Origin of the sequence: Pseudomonas putida (assembly GCF_016406145.1) — a bacterium.
GTDB classification, from domain to species: Bacteria; Pseudomonadota; Gammaproteobacteria; order Pseudomonadales; family Pseudomonadaceae; genus Aquipseudomonas; species Aquipseudomonas putida_E.
Genome location: NZ_CP066306.1, coordinates 4,012,829 through 4,029,078 on the forward strand (window position 1 = coordinate 4,012,829; position 16,250 = coordinate 4,029,078).

Below are 16,250 nucleotides of genomic sequence, written 5' to 3' on the forward strand. Positions count from 1 at the left end.
GGTCAGCCTCGGGCCAGCGCCGCCAGCACCAGCTCGCAACTACGCTGGCAATAGGCGGTGAGTACCTCGCGGATGCGCGGCAGATCACGGGCGACCACGGCGTCAAGCAGGTGGGCGAACAGGTCAAGGTAATCGAGCATGTTGGCTTGGCGCTGATCGAGAGCCAGATAATAGGCTCGGCTCATGGCGGGCTGCAGGTTTTCGACGGTTTCCTGCAGGTATGGATTGTCGGCAAACGGATAGGCGGCGCGCATCACGGCAAAACTGTCGGCGACGAAGGCCTTGATGTCACCTTGTTCACGGGCCTGCTGCAGGCGCTGCTGGATGTCCAGGAACGGGCGCAGGTCTGCGTCGGTGCGCCATTTCTGCGCAACTGCATTGCCCAGCAGAATGTAGAACTCGCCCATGAGGGCGCACAGGCTGCGCACGCTGCGCTCGTCGAGCCTGGTCACATGGGCGCCGCGGCGCGGCAGGATCGCAACCAGATGACGACGTTCGAGGATCAACAACGCTTCACGCACCGAGCCGCGGCTGACATTCAACGCCTGGGTGACCTTCTGCTCCTGGATGCGCTCACCCGGCTCGAGCTCGCCGCGGATGATGCGTTCGGCCAGGTAGTCGGCAATCTGCTCGGAGAGGCTGTCCGGCGCCTTGAACGTCATGGTTTTCCTTCAAAATCATTGAACTGGGCACAAGTGAGCGATTGTAGCGCACTTGGCCAGCAGTCGCGCAGAGGGGCGACTGCCTTTATTTGAGCCGCCAGACAACGGTCAAGGCGGCCCGATCTATGCTTTGTATATGGGCAGGCTGGGCGGCCAGACGACCGTGCGGAGAATTTCTTGACCCTTAAGTCAGAAAATTATTGACCAGCGTGTCAGCTCTGCTTATTGTCCGCTCAACAACAATAAAACCATTGCGAGGCCATCCCCGTGATCCAGTTTCTCGTCAACCAGGAGCTGCGCAGCGAGCACGCCCTGGGCCCGAACATGACGGTGCTGCAGTACCTGCGTGAGCACTTGGGCAAACCCGGCACCAAAGAAGGCTGCGCCAGTGGCGACTGCGGCGCCTGTACCGTGGTGGTCGGCGAGCTGACCCAGGATGATCAAGGCCAGGACACTCTGCGCTACCGCAGCCTCAACTCCTGCCTGACCTTCGTTTCGTCGCTGCACGGCAAGCAACTGATCAGCGTCGAGGGCCTCAAGCACCAAGGCGAATTGCATAGCGTGCAGCAAGCCATGGCCGACTGCCACGGTTCGCAATGCGGCTTCTGTACCCCAGGCTTCGTCATGTCGTTGTTCGCCCTGCAGAAAAACAGCCAGGGCCACGACCTGCATCAGGCCCAGGAGGCGCTGGCGGGCAACCTGTGCCGCTGCACCGGCTACCGGCCGATTCTCGATGCTGCCGAACAGAGCTGCCGCCAACCCTGCCGCGATCAGTTCGACGCGCAAAAAGCGCAGACCATCAGCCGCCTGAAAGCCATCACACCAACCCAGACCGGCGAGCTCAACAGCGGCGACAAGCGCTGCCTGGTGCCGCTGACCGTGGCCGACCTCGCCGACCTGTACAGCTCGCACCCCGAAGCGCGCTTGCTGGCAGGCGGCACGGACCTGGCGCTGGAAGTCACCCAATTCCACAAGACTTTGCCGGTCATGATCTATGTCGGCCACGTGGCCGAACTCAAACGCATCGACAAGACCGCCAGCCACCTGGAAATCGGCGCCGCCACGCCGCTCACCGATTGCTATGGCGCGCTCAACGAGGAATACCCCGATTTCGGCGACCTGCTGCACCGCTTTGCATCGCTGCAGATCCGCAATCAGGGCACCCTGGGCGGCAACATCGGCAACGCCTCACCGATTGGCGACTCACCTCCCTTGCTGATCGCCCTCGATGCACAGATCGTGCTGCGCCAGGGCGACCGCCAGCGCACGATGCCGCTGGAGGACTACTTCATCGACTACCGCATCACTGCCCGCCAGGACAGCGAATTCATCGAGAAGATCATCGTACCGCGTGCCAGCAATGACTGGGCCTTCCGCGCCTATAAAGTCTCCAAGCGCCTGGATGACGATATCTCGGCCGTGTGCGGCGCCTTCAACCTGAGCATCGAAGACGGCGTGGTCAGCGGGGTGCGCATTGCCTTCGGTGGCATGGCCGCAATCCCCAAACGTGCCCGCGCCTGTGAAGCAGCCCTGCGCGGCAAGCCTTGGAACCAGGCGAGCCTGGAGCGCGCCTGCCAGGCCCTGGCCGAGGACTTCACCCCGCTCAGCGACTTCCGCGCCAGCAAGGAATACCGCCTGCTGACCGCGCAGAACCTGCTGCGCAAGTACTTCATCGAACAGCAAACGCCGCACATCGAAACCCGGGTGACCGACTATGTCTAACCATCACGCCGTCAAGAGCCAGGCCGAGATGGCCGAACTGTTCAGCCAGGACCTGACCACCGGGGTCGGCCGCAGCGTCAAGCACGACAGCGCCGACAAGCACGTGGCAGGTGAAGCGGTGTACATCGACGACCGCCTCGAATTTCCCAACCAGTTGCACGTCTATGCGCGCACCGCCGACCGTGCCCACGCACGCATCCTGCGCATCGATACCACACCTTGCTATGCCTTCGAAGGGGTGCGCATCGCCATCACCCACGAGGACATCCCTGGCCTGAAGGACATCGGCCCGGTGGCGGCGGGTGACCCGCTGCTGGCCATCGACAAGGTCGAGTTCTTTGGCCAGCCGGTACTCGCCGTGGCCGCGCGCGATCTGGACACCGCGCGCCGTGCAGCAATGGCGGCGATCATCGAATACGAAGACCTGGAGCCGGTACTGGACGTGGTCGAGGCATTGCGCAAGAAGCACTTCGTACTCGACAGCCACACACACCAGCGCGGTGATTCGGCCACTGCCCTGGCCAGCGCCCCGCACCGCCTGCAGGGCACCCTGCATATCGGCGGCCAGGAGCATTTCTACCTGGAGACGCAGATTTCCTCGGTGATGCCCACCGAAGACGGCGGCATGATCGTCTTCTGCTCCACGCAAAACCCTACCGAAGTGCAGAAGCTGGTCGCCGAAGTGCTCGACGTGCCGATGAACAAGGTGGTGCTCGACATGCGCCGCATGGGCGGCGGCTTCGGCGGCAAGGAAACCCAGGCCGCCAGCCCGGCCTGCCTGTGCGCCGTTATCGCGCGCCTGACCGGCCAGCCGACCAAGATGCGCCTGCCGCGCGTCGAAGACATGATGATGACCGGCAAGCGCCACCCCTTCTATGTCGAGTACGACGTCGGCTTCGATGACCAGGGGCGCCTGCACGGCATAAACATGGACCTGGCCGGCAACTGTGGCTACTCGCCCGACCTTTCCGGCTCGATCGTAGACCGTGCCATGTTCCACTCCGACAACGCCTACTACCTGGGCGATGCCACCGTGCACGGCCACCGCTGCAAGACCAACACCGCCTCCAACACCGCCTACCGCGGCTTCGGCGGCCCGCAGGGCATGGTTGCCATCGAGCAGGTGATGGACCACATCGCCCGCCACCTGGGCCGTGACCCGCTGGCAGTGCGCAAGGCCAACTACTACGGCAAGACTGAGCGCAACGTCACCCACTATTACCAGACCGTCGAGCACAACATGCTCGAGGAGATGACGGGCGAGCTGGAAGCCAGCAGCGACTACGCAGAACGCCGCGAATCGATACGCCGCTTCAACGCCAACAGCCCGGTCCTCAAGAAAGGCCTGGCGCTGACCCCGGTCAAGTTCGGCATCTCGTTCACCGCCACCTTCCTCAACCAGGCCGGTGCGCTGATCCATATCTACACCGATGGCAGCATCCACCTGAACCACGGCGGCACCGAGATGGGCCAGGGCCTGAACACCAAGGTGGCCCAGGTCGTGGCACAGATTTTCCAGGTTGACTTCAGCCGCATCCAGATCACCGCCACCAATACCGACAAGGTGCCCAACACCTCGCCAACTGCGGCATCCAGCGGCGCCGACCTGAACGGCAAAGCGGCGCAGAATGCCGCCGAGATTCTCAAAAAGCGCCTTACCGAGTTCGCCGCGCGGCATTATCAGGTCACAGAGGAAGACGTCGAGTTCCGCAATGGCCATGTGCGCGTGCGCGACCAGATCGTCAGTTTTGAACAACTGGTACAGCAGGCATACTTCGCCCAGGTGTCGCTGTCGAGTACCGGCTTTTATCGCACGCCGAAGATCTTCTACGATCGCAGCCAGGCACGCGGCCGGCCGTTCTACTACTTCGCCTTCGGCGCCGCCTGCGTGGAAGTGATCGTCGATACCCTGACCGGCGAGTACAAGATGCTGCGCGCCGACATTCTGCACGACGTCGGCGATTCGCTGAACCCGGCCATCGACATTGGCCAGGTGGAAGGCGGCTTCATCCAGGGCATGGGTTGGCTGACCACCGAAGAGTTGGTGTGGAACACCAAGGGCAAGCTGATGACCAATGGCCCGGCCAGCTACAAGATCCCGGCCGTGGCCGACATGCCGCTGGACCTGCGGGTGAAACTGGTGGAAAACCGCAAGAACCCGGAAGACACCGTGTTCCACTCCAAGGCTGTTGGCGAGCCACCGTTCATGCTCGGCATCGCTGCCTGGTGTGCGATCAAGGATGCCGTGGCCAGCATTGCCGATTACCGCCTGCAACCGAACATCGACGCACCGGCGACACCGGAGCGGGTGCTGTGGGGGTGCGAGCAGATGCGCAAGGAAGTAGCTGCTTCGCAGCCTGCCTTGCAAGAACTGGAAACCTCCACTCACTGACGCCGCAGCCCTGTGTAGGAGCGGCCTTGTGTCGCGAAAGGGCTGCGCAGCGGCCCCAAGATCTATGCAGCAATGGAGATTCTTGGGGCCGCTGCGCGACCCTTTCGCGACACAAGGCCGCTCCTACCAGAGGACCGAGTCGCCCATAGAGGATTTTGAATCATGCACCAATGGATCAACGCCCTCGCCGACCACCAGGCCCGCGGCGAACCCTGCGTGCTGGTGACCATCATCGAGGAGCGCGGCTCGACCCCGCGCAACGCCGGTTCGAAAATGGTCGTCAGTGCCACGGCCCTGTATGACACCATCGGCGGCGGCCATCTGGAATTCAAGGCGCTGCACATTGCCCGGGCAATGCTCGAAGAACACCGCACCACGCCGCATCTGGAGCGCTTCAGCCTCGGCGCCAGCCTCGGACAGTGCTGTGGCGGCGTCACCGTGCTGCTGTTCGAGCCCATGACCGCTGTGCAGGCGCAAATCGCCGTGTTCGGTGCGGGCCATGTCGGCCGGGCTCTGGTACCCTTGCTCGCCGCCCTGCCCTGCCGGGTGCGCTGGATCGATTCGCGTGAACAGGAATTCCCCGAGCTCATCCCCAACGGGGTGACCAAGGTGGTCAGCGAGGAGCCGGTCGACGAAGTGGCCGAGCTGCCACCTGGTTGCTACTGCATCGTCATGACCCACAATCATCAGCTCGACCTGGAGCTGACCGCCGCCATTCTCAAGCGCAACGATTTCACCTGGTTCGGCCTGATCGGCTCGAAGACCAAACGGGTCAAGTTCGAGCACCGCCTGCGCGAGCGCGGCTTTGACGAAGCCGTGATGGCGCGCATGCGCTGCCCGATGGGCATCGCTGAGGTCAAGGGCAAGCTGCCGATCGAGATCGCCGTGTCCATCGCCGGCGAAATCATTGCCACCTACAACGCCTGCTTTGGCCAGCATGACGCTGGCGTCAATGCGGGCCCCATCGCCCAGTTGCTGCCGCCCTCCCGGCGCAGCCAAGCCAATTGACGAGTGAGTTATGACCGTTACCCGCAAAGCCTACCGTGCCGCCATCCTGCACAGCATCGCCGACCCGGCCGAGGTGGGCCTGGACGCCTCCCATGAGTACTACGAGGACGGCCTGCTGGTGATCGACGAGGGTCGCATCAGTGCCCTGGGGCATGCCAGCGAACTGCTGCCGACGCTGGATGCCGACATCGAAGTGGTGCATTACCAGGACGCCCTTATTACCCCGGGCTTTATCGACACCCACATTCATTTCCCGCAGACCGGCATGATCGGTTCCTACGGCGAGCAACTGCTGGACTGGCTCAACACCTATACCTTCCCCTGTGAAAAGCAGTTCGCCGACAAGGATCACGCCGACAAAGTGGCGAAGATCTTCCTCAAGGAACTGCTGCGTAACGGCACCACCACTGCCCTGGTGTTCGGCAGTGTGCACCCGCAGTCGGTCAATGCACTGTTCGAGGAGGCCGAGCGCCTGGACCTGCGGATGATCGCCGGCAAGGTGATGATGGACCGCAACGCCCCCGACTACCTGACCGATACCGCCGAAACCAGCTACACCGACAGCAAGGCGCTGATCGAGCGCTGGCACGGCAAGGGCCGCCTGCACTACGCGGTAACCCCGCGCTTCGCCCCCACCAGCACCCCACAGCAATTGAAGCTGGCCGGGCAGTTGCTCAAGGAGCACCCGGGCGTCTACATGCACACTCACCTGTCCGAGAACCTCAAGGAAATCGACTGGGTCAAGGAACTGTTCCCTGAGCAGAAAGGTTACCTGGACGTCTACGACCACTTCGAACTGCTCGGAGAACGCTCCGTTTTCGCCCACGGTGTGCACCTGTGTGACGACGAATGCCAGCGCCTGTCCGAAACCGGCTCGGCGATCGCCTTCTGCCCGACCTCGAACCTGTTCCTGGGCAGCGGTCTGTTTAACCTGCCCCAGGCCGAACGCTTCAAGGTAAACGTAGGGCTGGGCACCGACGTCGGCGCCGGCACCAGCTTCTCGCTGCTCAATACCCTGAACGAGGCGTACAAGGTGATGCAGCTGCAAGGCGCGCGCCTGCACCCCTACAAGTCGCTGTATCTGGCCACCCTCGGCGGCGCCCGTGCGCTGCGCCTGGATGACCGGATCGGCAGCCTGCGCCCCGGCAACGACGCCGACTTCGTGGTGCTCGACTACAAGGCCACACCGCTGCTTGACTACCGTATCCAGCAGTCAGGCAGCATCGAAGAAACCCTGTTCGTGCTCACTACCCTGGGCGACGATCGCACCGTGCGCGAAACCTACGCCGCCGGGCGCTGCGTGCACCAGCGCTAAGGCGCTTTCGCCAGGCACCGGTAAAGTGCGCCGCCGATCGCTGCCCCGATCAGCGGCGCCAGCCAGAACAGCCACAGCTGCTGCAAGGCCCAGCCACCGACGAACAGCGCCGGCCCCGTGCTGCGCGCGGGGTTGACCGAGGTATTGGTCACCGGGATCGAGATCAGGTGGATCAGGGTCAGGGCCAGGCCGATGGCGATGGGTGCAAAACCCGCCGGGGCTCGAGCGTCGGTTGCGCCCATGATCACCACCAGGAACATCGCCGTCATCACCACTTCACTGACAAAACCTGCGCCCAGCGAGTAACCGCCGGGCGAGTGGTCGGCATAGCCGTTGGACGCCAGGCCCGCCGACAGCTCGAAGCCGGCCTTGCCGCTGGCGATGAAGTAGATCACCGCTGCCGCGAAAATCGCACCGATCACCTGAGCGATGACGTAAGGCAGCAACTCTTTGGCCGGAAAACGCCCGCCTATTACCAGCCCGAAGGAAACGGCAGGGTTCAGATGACAACCGGAGATGTGGCCGATGGCGAATGCCATCGTCAGCACGGTAAGACCGAAAGCGAAGGCGACACCGAGAACGCCGATGCCGAGGGGAGAGCTGGCTGCGATTACCGCACTGCCGCAGCCGCCGAGTACCAACCAGAAGGTGCCGATCAGCTCGGCTCCCATGCGCACACCCAAAGACGTCGACATGAACCTTTCCTCATGTAGTTGAACGCAGGAGACTGCGCAAGCCCAACTACTTGATGAAGGTTTGCTCACAAGAATCTAGCAGACGTTTGGTTTATGGCCACTCATTCAGCCGGGCAAACGATCAACCCTTGAGCGAAACCTTGGGTTTTTTCAGCAGGTGCGAAAATACCGCATGCAGGTCGTCCGAGGCACTCTCCTCGTCCAGGTTGAGCTTGCTGTCGATATGGTCCATGTGATGCATCATCAGGCTGACCGCCTGCTCGGCATCACGCGCCTCGATGGCATCGATCAGTTGCATGTGCTCGTCGTAAGAGCAGTGCGAGCGGTTGCCGCTTTCGTACTGGGCAATGATCAACGACGTCTGCGACACCAGGCTGCGCTGGAAGCTGACCAGCGGAGCATTGCCGGCCGCCTCGGCCAGCTTCAGGTGAAACTCACCGGATAGGCGGATACCGGCACCACGGTCGCCCCGCGAGAAGCTGTCACGCTCCTCACGCACCATGTGCCGCAGTTCGTTGAGCTGCTCGAGGGTGGCGTGCTGTACGGCCAGTTCGGTGATGGCGCGTTCGACCATGCGCCGCGAGAAGAACACCTGGCGCGCTTCTTCGACCGTCGGGCTGGCCACCACGGCACCGCGGTTGGGCCGCAGCAGCACAACGCTTTCGTGGGCCAGGCGCGACAAGGCACGACGGATGATGGTACGGCTGACGCCGAATATCTCGCCCAGCGCTTCCTCGCTCAATTTGGTGCCCGGTGCGAGTCGCTGCTCGAGGATCGCCTCGAAGATATGCGCATAGACGATATCGTCCTGGGTACCGCTGCGGCCAGCCTTGCCGGCACGTGCAGGTTTCTTCAGAGGTTGCAGCTGTTCGTTCATGGGCTCTCGAGGCACGAAGGAAAGTATGGCGGCATTGTACACAGGCTGAGCCGTTTCTGCAGGTGGGCTTTTAGCTATATAGCCGATGCGCGGCATATTGTGCGCACAAAAGATAAAACATTATTTGCTTTCTTTGTACACAAAAGCATAATCCATCGGGCAACTTCTTGACCCGTAAGTCAACAAAGCGGCGTCAGACGTCTGCCATCCCTCGCGGAGCCACCAAGTGCATTGCGCAGGTCACTGGCTCCAAGAACAACAAGAAAGACTTGAGGAGTACCGCTGTGGAAAGCCGCAAATCCGACGCACCTACGCTGGATCTCGCTCCGCCGCTCGAAACGAGCTGGCTGGAGCGGATTTTCAAACTCAAGCAACACGGCAGTACCGTCAAAACCGAAATGATCGCCGGGGTGACCACCTTCATCACCATGGCGTACATCATCTTCGTCAACCCCAACATCATGGCTGACGCCGGCATCGATCACGGCGCAGCATTCGTCGCCACCTGCATTGCCGCAGCACTGGGCTGCCTGCTGATGGGCCTGTACGCCAACTGGCCGGTGGGCCTGGCGCCGGGCATGGGCCTCAACGCGTTTTTCACCTACACCGTGGTCGGGACCATGGGCTACAACTGGGAGACAGCGCTGGGCGCGGTATTCGTATCGGGTGTGCTGTTCATGTTCCTGACCCTCTCCAAGGTCCGCGAGTGGCTGCTCAACAGCATCCCGGTAAGCCTGCGGCATGCCATGGGGGCCGGCGTCGGATTGTTTCTCGGACTGATCGGCCTCAAGACCGCAGGCATCATCGTCGACAGCCCGGCCACGCTGATCAAGCTGGGCTCAATGCATGAACCAGGCCCACTGCTGGCGGCACTGTGTTTCCTGTCGATTGCCATCCTCAGCTACAAACGCGTGTTCGGCGCCATCCTGATCAGCATCATCGGCGTCACCCTGGCGGGTTGGGGTCTGGGCCTGGTGAAGTTTGGCGGGGTGATGTCGATGCCGCCGAGCCTGGCCCCCACCTGGATGGCCATGGACGTGGCCGGCGTGTTCAACGTGAGTATGATCAGCGTGGTGCTGGCGTTCCTCTTCGTGCACATGTTCGATACCGCCGGCACCTTGATGGGCGTCGCCCAGCGGGCCAACCTGGTGGCGCCGGACGGCCGTATCGAAGGCCTGTCGAAGGCATTGAAGGCGGACAGCGCATCCAGCGTGTTCGGTGCCGTGGTTGGCGTGCCGCCGGTAACCAGCTATGTGGAAAGTGCCGCGGGTGTTGCCGCAGGTGGCCGCACTGGCTTGACCGCAGTGGTGGTTGGCCTGCTGTTCGTGGCGGCGATGTTCTTTGCACCGCTGGCCGGGATGATTCCAGCCTACGCGACTGCAGGTGCACTGATTTACGTGGCCATGCTTATGATGGGCAGCATGGCGCACATCCACTGGGATGAAGCCACCGACAGCATTCCGGCGATCGTCACGGTGATCATGATGCCGCTGACCTTCTCGGTGGCAGACGGTATTGCCATGGGCTTCATCACCTATGTGGCGCTGAAGGCCGGTACCGGCAGGTACAAAGAGATCTCGGCGAGCCTGTGGGTGCTGTGCGCGATCTTCATTGCCAAGTTCGTGTTCCTCTGAGCTGACAATTGCACCAGAACAGGGCGCTTCGGCGCCCTTTTTGTGCTGTTTGCCCCCCTCATCGCCGGCAAGCCGGCCCCTACAGGAGTGGCGTCAGTTGTAGAAATTGAATAGGTCAGAGCCCCGGTAGGTGGCGAAATCGCTTGGATACCATTCGATATGGCCAACGCCGTACCTTGTGGGGGAGCCGGCTTGCCGGCGATGAGGCCAGTGAGGAAAACAAAACAGCAGACGAAAAAAAGCCCGCCAGTGTGAGAGCGGGCCAAGGACCTACGAAGATTCTTCTAGCGACCAACTAGCTCCCGCGATAGGTCGAATAGCTATACGGCGAGATCAGCAGCGGCACATGGTAGTGCTCCTGCTTCTCGTCGATGCCAAAGCGCAGCACAACAACATCCAGAAACGCCGGCTCCGGCAGCTGTACGCCGCGAGCACGGTAGTAGGCGCCAGCACTGAATTGCAGCTGGTAAACGCCAGTACGGTAATCGTCACCCTGCAACAGAGGCGCATCGACGCGGCCATCGCTGTTGGTCAGGGCAGTGTTCACCAGCTCAAGCTGCTGGCCTTCGACACGGTACAGCTCGACCTTGATCGCGCTGCCCGGGCAACCATGAGCTGCATCCAGTACGTGTGTAGTCAAACGTCCCATTGCTTGTCGCCTCTTGTTCAATCTGTGGGCAAAAAATACACAGCCATCCGCACGGCAATGAACCTGCGACGGGCGGGAATGCCGTTATTAAGACATTTCATCAACAGATTGTACACAATTTTTTGAGCCCTTCCGTCGAGGCCCCCTCACACAGGCCAATAGTCGCAAATACAGGCGCAGTGCCGACGCCAATCTTATTAACTGACCAATCAGGCAGGTTTCTTGCAACAGATTCTCAGGCGACAAAAGGGAAGAAATGCGGAAAAACAGGCTTACAAATGATTTCAGAAGTTGTATACAATCAGCCCATCCGGTGGTGCGACATCCCGACGCGGCCCGCCCACCCCCCGCACTAACGCACAAGAAGGAAGACTGCAGTGAGCGCTGACTACCCTCGCGACCTGATCGGTTACGGCAACAACCCTCCTCACCCGCAATGGCCGGGCAATGCCCGCATCGCGCTGTCTTTCGTCCTGAACTACGAAGAGGGTGGCGAGCGCAACATCCTGCACGGCGACAAAGAGTCTGAAGCTTTCCTGTCCGAGATGGTCGCTGCCCAGCCGCTGCAGGGCCAGCGCAACATGAGCATGGAGTCGCTGTACGAATATGGCAGCCGTGCCGGCGTATGGCGCCTGCTCAAGCTGTTCAAGGACAGCGGTGTGCCGCTGACCGTGTTCGCCGTGGCCATGGCCGCCCAGCGCCACCCGGACGTGATCCGCGCCATGGTCGAAGCCGGCCACGAGATCTGCAGCCACGGCTACCGCTGGATCGACTACCAGAACATGGATGAGGCCCAGGAGCGCGAGCACATGCTCGAGGCCATCCGCATCCTCACCGAACTGACCGGCGAGCGCCCGGTAGGCTGGTACACCGGCCGCACCGGCCCCAATACCCGCCGCCTGGTCATGGAGGAAGGTGGCTTCCTCTACGACAGCGATACCTACGATGACGACCTGCCCTACTGGGAACCGAACAACCCGACCGGCAAGCCGCACCTGGTGATCCCCTATACCCTGGACACCAATGACATGCGCTTCACCCAGGTACAGGGCTTCAACTGCGGCGAGCAGTTCTTCCAGTATCTCAAGGACGCCTTCGATGTGCTGTACGCCGAAGGCGCCGAAGCGCCGAAGATGCTTTCCATCGGCCTGCACTGCCGGCTGGTCGGCCGCCCGGCACGCCTGGCCGCGCTCAAGCGTTTCGTCGACTACGCCAAGAGCCATGACCAGGTCTGGTTCGCCCGTCGCGCGGACATCGCCCGCCACTGGCACGCCACCCACCCGTACAAGAAAGAGAACGCCTGATGACCGCCTTCAAGACCCTCAAGCCATCGACCCTGGACCGTGACACCTTCGTCAAGGTCTTCGCCGACATCTACGAGCATTCGCCGTGGGTCGCCGAAAAAGCCTACGACCTGGGCCAGCTGGACGAGCTGAACGAGATCGAAGCGCTGCACCAGCGCATGAGCGACATCCTGCTCAGCGCCAACCACGCCGACCAGTTGGCGCTGATCAATGCTCACCCGGACCTGGCCGGCAAGGCCGCCATCCAGGGCGAGCTGACCGAATCGAGCACCAACGAACAGGCCGGAGCCGGTATCCACCAGTGCACCGCCGAAGAGTTCGCCCGGTTCACCGAACTGAACGATGCCTACAAGGCCAAGTTCCAGTTCCCGTTCATCATGGCAGTCAAGGGCAGCAACCGGCACCAGATCCTCGCCGCTTTCGAAAAACGCATCCATAACGACACCGATGCCGAATTCAAGGAAGCCCTGGCGCAGATCAACCTGATCGCCCTGTTCCGTCTGCTGCAGCTGTAACCGGCGCGGCAACGTTAGAGCCTTATCCAGAACAACGAACATAGAAGAGATAACCGCATGCGCACCCTGATGATCGAGCCCCTGACCAAAGAAGCCTTCGCCCCCTTCGGTGACGTGATCGAAACCGATGGCAGTGACCACTTCATGATCAACAACGGCTCGACCATGCGCTTCCACAAGCTCGCCACGGTCGAGACCGCCGAGCCTGAAGACAAAGCGATCATCAGCATCTTCCGCGCCGACGCGCTGGACATGCCGCTGACCGTGCGCATGCTGGAACGCCATCCGCTGGGCAGCCAGGCTTTCATCCCGCTGCTCGGCAATCCCTTTCTGATCGTGGTCGCGCCCGTTGGCGATGCACCTGTATCAGGCTTGGTCCGTGCCTTCCGCAGTAATGGCAGGCAGGGCGTCAATTACCATCGCGGCGTTTGGCACCACCCGGTGCTTACGATCGAAAAGCGGGATGATTTCCTGGTGGTTGATCGCAGTGGTTCCGGCAACAACTGCGATGAGCATTACTTCACCGAGGAACAGATGCTGATCCTCAATCCCCACCAATAAGAAAAGGTCGATCATCGTTCGGTGATCGGCAGAGGTACATACTGTGGAAGCACACCTTCACGAATGGCTGAACCTGAGCATTCGCTGGGTTCACATGATCACCGGCGTGGCCTGGATCGGTGCATCGTTCTACTTCGTCTGGCTGGAAAACAACCTGAACCGGAGCAATCCGCGTGACGGGCTGTCGGGTGACCTTTGGGCCATCCACGGCGGTGGTATCTACCACCTTGAGAAGTACAAGCTGGCGCCGCCGAAAATGCCCGAGAACCTGCACTGGTTCAAATGGGAAGCCTACTTCACCTGGATGTCCGGTATCGCCCTGCTGTGCGTGGTGTTCTACTGGAACCCGACCCTGTACCTGCTGGCCCCTGGCAGCACCCTGAGCGGTGCCGAGGGCGTGGCCATCGGTATCGGTTCGCTGGTGGCCGGCTGGTTCATCTACGACCTGCTCTGCGATTCGCCACTGGGCAAACGCCCGGCGCTGCTTGGCGCCGTGCTGTTCGTACTGATCATCGCCGCTTGCTGGGGCTTCAGCCTGGTGTTCAGCGGCCGTGGCGCGTACCTGCACACCGGCGCGATCATCGGCACCATCATGGTCGGTAACGTGTTCCGCATCATCATGCCGGCCCAGCGCCAGCTGGTGGCAGCGATCGAGAACAACACCACCCCCGACCCGCGCCTGCCGGCCAAAGGCCTGCTGCGTTCGCGTCACAACAACTACTTCACCCTGCCGGTGCTGTTCATCATGATCAGCAACCACTTCCCGAGCACCTACGGTAGCCAGTACAACTGGCTGATCCTGGCCGGCATTGCCGTAGCCGCGGTACTGATCCGCCACTACTTCAACACCCGCCACGACAGCAGCAAGTACGCCTGGACCCTGCCGGCCGGTGCCCTGGCGATGATCTGCCTGGCTTACGTCACCGGCCCGAAACCGATGGCCGTTGACCCTGAGCAGGCCGCGGCGAAGGTCGAGTACCAGCCACTGCCAGCAACTGCAGTGGGTGGCAAGACCGCTGCCGAACAGCGCGCCGAGGACGCTGCCAAGGCGGCCCAAGCTCCTGCCGCGCCGGCTCAAGCCCCAGCCCAGGCGACGGCTCAGGCCGGTGGCGGTGCCTTCGACAAGATCCACACCGTCATCCAGGAACGCTGCACAGTGTGCCACTCGTCGAAGCCGACCAGCCCGCTGTTCAGCACCGCCCCTGGCGGCGTGGTGTTCGACACCCCGCAGCAGATCCAGGCTCAGGCCGCGCGCATTCAGGCGCAAGCGGTCGCCAGCCAGATCATGCCGCTGGGCAACATCACCCAGATGACCGTCGAGGAACGCAAGCTCGTCGGTGACTGGATCGCCAAAGGCGCCCAGGTCAACTGATCGAAGCCGCACGCTTCAAGCCTCAAGCTGTAAGTCGTAGGTAACAAGCAAGCATCGAGCGTCAGGCTCCAACGCGGATCACCAAGTTTCTTCTTGAAACTTGCCGCTTGGAGCTTGCCGCTTGGATCCGAGAATAAAAACAAAACTCGAGGTGCTGCATGTCCGAGTCACGCAAGGCGTACATTCCTGTGGCGCCACCGCGAGAACCTCTGCCCCTGTTCCAACTGATCCTGGTTGGCCTGCAACACGTTCTGCTGATGTACGGAGGCGCGATTGCCGTGCCTTTGATCATCGGCCAGGCAGCCGGATTGTCCCGTGAAGAAGTCGCTTTCCTGATCAACGCCGACCTGCTGGTCGCAGGCGTAGCTACCATCATCCAGTCGTTCGGTATCGGCCCGGTAGGGATCCGCATGCCGGTGATGATGGGCGCCAGTTTCGCTGCCGTCGGCAGCATGGTGGCCATGGCCGGTATGCCTGGCGTAGGCCTGCAGGGGATATTCGGTGCGACCATCGCCGCCGGGTTCTTCGGCATGCTCATCGCGCCGTTCATGTCCAAGGTCGTACGCTTCTTCCCGCCGCTGGTCACAGGTACCGTGATCACCTCTATCGGCCTCTCGCTGTTCCCGGTCGCCGTCAACTGGGCCGGTGGCGGCCATGAGGCAGAAGCCTTCGGCTCGCCGATCTACCTGATGGTGGCAGGCCTGGTGCTGGCCGTGATCCTGCTGATCAACCGCTTCATGCGCGGTTTCTGGGTCAACGTGTCGGTGCTGGTAGGCATGGGCCTGGGTTACATCCTGGCCGGCTCCATCGGCATGGTCGACCTGTCCGGCCTGGGCCAGGCACCGTGGCTGCAAGTGGTGACGCCACTGCACTTCGGCATGCCGACCTTCAGCCTGGCACCGATCCTGTCGATGTGCCTTGTGGTGGTGATCATCTTCGTCGAGTCCACAGGCATGTTCCTCGCCCTGGGCAAGGTGACCGATCGCGAAGTCACCCCAGGGATGCTGCGCCGGGGCCTGCTGTGCGATGCTGGCGCGTCGTTCATCGCCGGGTTCTTCAACACCTTCACCCACTCCTCGTTCGCCCAGAACATCGGCCTGGTGCAGATGACCGGGGTACGCTGCCGTTATGTCACTGTGGTGGCCGGCGCGCTGCTGATCCTGCTCAGCCTGCTGCCCAAGGCGGCATACCTGATCGCCTCGATCCCGCCTGCAGTACTGGGCGGTGCGTCCATTGCCATGTTCGGCATGGTCACCGCCACCGGGATCAAGATCCTTCAGGAGGCAGACATCGGCGACCGACGCAACCAGCTGCTGGTTGCGGTCAGCGTCGGCTTCGGCCTGATCCCGGTGGTCCGTCCGGAGTTCTTCGCACAGATGCCGCAGTGGATGGAACCCATCACCCACAGCGGTATCGCCATGGCCACGGTCAGTGCCTTGGTGTTGAACGTACTGTTCAACATCCTCGGTGGTGCCGACCGCGCGGCGCACAACGACGCCTGTCACCAGCATTAAGCCAAGCGGGGCGGCGCCGTGCGTCGCCCC

The 16,250-nt window shown here is 62.0% G+C and carries 14 protein-coding genes; 10 read left to right on the top strand and 4 right to left on the bottom strand.

Features of this window, described 5'->3' with window-relative positions; all coding sequences use genetic code 11:
• Nucleotides 1-2 precede the first annotated feature (2 nt).
• The gene (locus tag JET17_RS18300; RefSeq protein ID WP_012315435.1) at nt 3-662 is read right to left on the bottom strand and encodes a GntR family transcriptional regulator; all 660 of its coding nucleotides are present in this window, start codon (nt 660-662) and stop codon (nt 3-5) included.
• Nucleotides 663-929: 267 nt separating this feature from the next.
• Here JET17_RS18300 and xdhA point away from each other — a divergent pair, with 267 nt between their 5' ends.
• From xdhA to guaD, 4 genes are all read left to right on the top strand, one after another.
• Nucleotides 930-2,384: a xanthine dehydrogenase small subunit gene (gene xdhA, locus JET17_RS18305; RefSeq protein ID WP_012315436.1), complete on the top strand. Its 1,455-nt coding sequence runs from the start codon at nt 930-932 to the stop codon at nt 2,382-2,384.
• Nucleotides 2,377-4,776 (top strand): xanthine dehydrogenase molybdopterin binding subunit, encoded by a 2,400-nt coding sequence (xdhB, locus tag JET17_RS18310; RefSeq protein ID WP_012315437.1) that lies wholly within the window; start codon nt 2,377-2,379, stop codon nt 4,774-4,776. Before xdhA ends, xdhB begins: the two co-directional genes overlap by 8 nt.
• 162 nt (nt 4,777-4,938) lie before the next feature.
• A complete protein-coding gene (xdhC, locus tag JET17_RS18315; RefSeq protein ID WP_012315438.1) occupies nt 4,939-5,784 on the top strand; it encodes a xanthine dehydrogenase accessory protein XdhC in 846 nt (281 codons plus the stop codon).
• A gap of 10 nt (nt 5,785-5,794) precedes the next feature.
• Nucleotides 5,795-7,099, top strand: a complete 1,305-nt coding sequence (gene guaD, locus JET17_RS18320) for a guanine deaminase (RefSeq protein ID WP_012315439.1) — start codon at nt 5,795-5,797, stop codon at nt 7,097-7,099.
• Here the strand turns inward: guaD and aqpZ are convergent.
• Nucleotides 7,096-7,794: an aquaporin Z gene (aqpZ, locus tag JET17_RS18325; protein ID WP_012315440.1), complete on the bottom strand. Its 699-nt coding sequence runs from the start codon at nt 7,792-7,794 to the stop codon at nt 7,096-7,098. The genes guaD and aqpZ overlap by 4 nt on opposite strands.
• Before the next feature lie 121 nt (nt 7,795-7,915).
• Complete coding sequence (locus tag JET17_RS18330) at nt 7,916-8,671, bottom strand: GntR family transcriptional regulator (RefSeq protein WP_012315441.1); 756 nt, start codon at nt 8,669-8,671, stop codon at nt 7,916-7,918.
• A gap of 284 nt (nt 8,672-8,955) precedes the next feature.
• On the opposite strand from JET17_RS18330, the gene JET17_RS18335 reads away from it, so the two are divergent.
• Nucleotides 8,956-10,305 carry an NCS2 family permease gene (locus JET17_RS18335; protein ID WP_012315442.1) on the top strand — a complete coding sequence of 450 codons (1,350 nt, stop codon included), beginning with the start codon at nt 8,956-8,958 and terminating at the stop codon, nt 10,303-10,305.
• A 295-nt stretch (nt 10,306-10,600) separates the two neighbouring features.
• Here the strand turns inward: JET17_RS18335 and uraH are convergent, their stop codons facing one another.
• The gene (gene uraH / locus JET17_RS18340; RefSeq protein WP_012315443.1) at nt 10,601-10,954 is read right to left on the bottom strand and encodes a hydroxyisourate hydrolase; all 354 of its coding nucleotides are present in this window, start codon (nt 10,952-10,954) and stop codon (nt 10,601-10,603) included.
• A gap of 377 nt (nt 10,955-11,331) precedes the next feature.
• Here uraH and puuE point away from each other — a divergent pair, with 377 nt between their 5' ends.
• From puuE to JET17_RS18365, 5 genes are all read left to right on the top strand, one after another.
• A complete protein-coding gene (gene puuE, locus JET17_RS18345; RefSeq protein WP_012315444.1) occupies nt 11,332-12,258 on the top strand; it encodes an allantoinase PuuE in 927 nt (308 codons plus the stop codon).
• On the top strand, nt 12,258-12,773 hold the full coding sequence (gene uraD, locus JET17_RS18350) for a 2-oxo-4-hydroxy-4-carboxy-5-ureidoimidazoline decarboxylase (RefSeq protein ID WP_012315445.1): 516 nt from the start codon (nt 12,258-12,260) through the stop codon (nt 12,771-12,773). Before puuE ends, uraD begins: the two co-directional genes overlap by 1 nt.
• Nucleotides 12,774-12,830: 57 nt before the next feature.
• Nucleotides 12,831-13,334, top strand: coding sequence for an ureidoglycolate lyase (locus JET17_RS18355; protein WP_012315446.1), 504 nt, complete (start codon nt 12,831-12,833; stop codon nt 13,332-13,334).
• A 43-nt stretch (nt 13,335-13,377) separates the two neighbouring features.
• Entirely contained in the window at nt 13,378-14,706 is a 1,329-nt protein-coding gene (locus JET17_RS18360; protein WP_012315447.1) for a urate hydroxylase PuuD, read from the top strand.
• Nucleotides 14,707-14,864: 158 nt separating this feature from the next.
• Complete coding sequence (locus JET17_RS18365) at nt 14,865-16,220, top strand: nucleobase:cation symporter-2 family protein (RefSeq protein WP_012315448.1); 1,356 nt, start codon at nt 14,865-14,867, stop codon at nt 16,218-16,220.
• Nucleotides 16,221-16,250 lie beyond the last annotated feature (30 nt).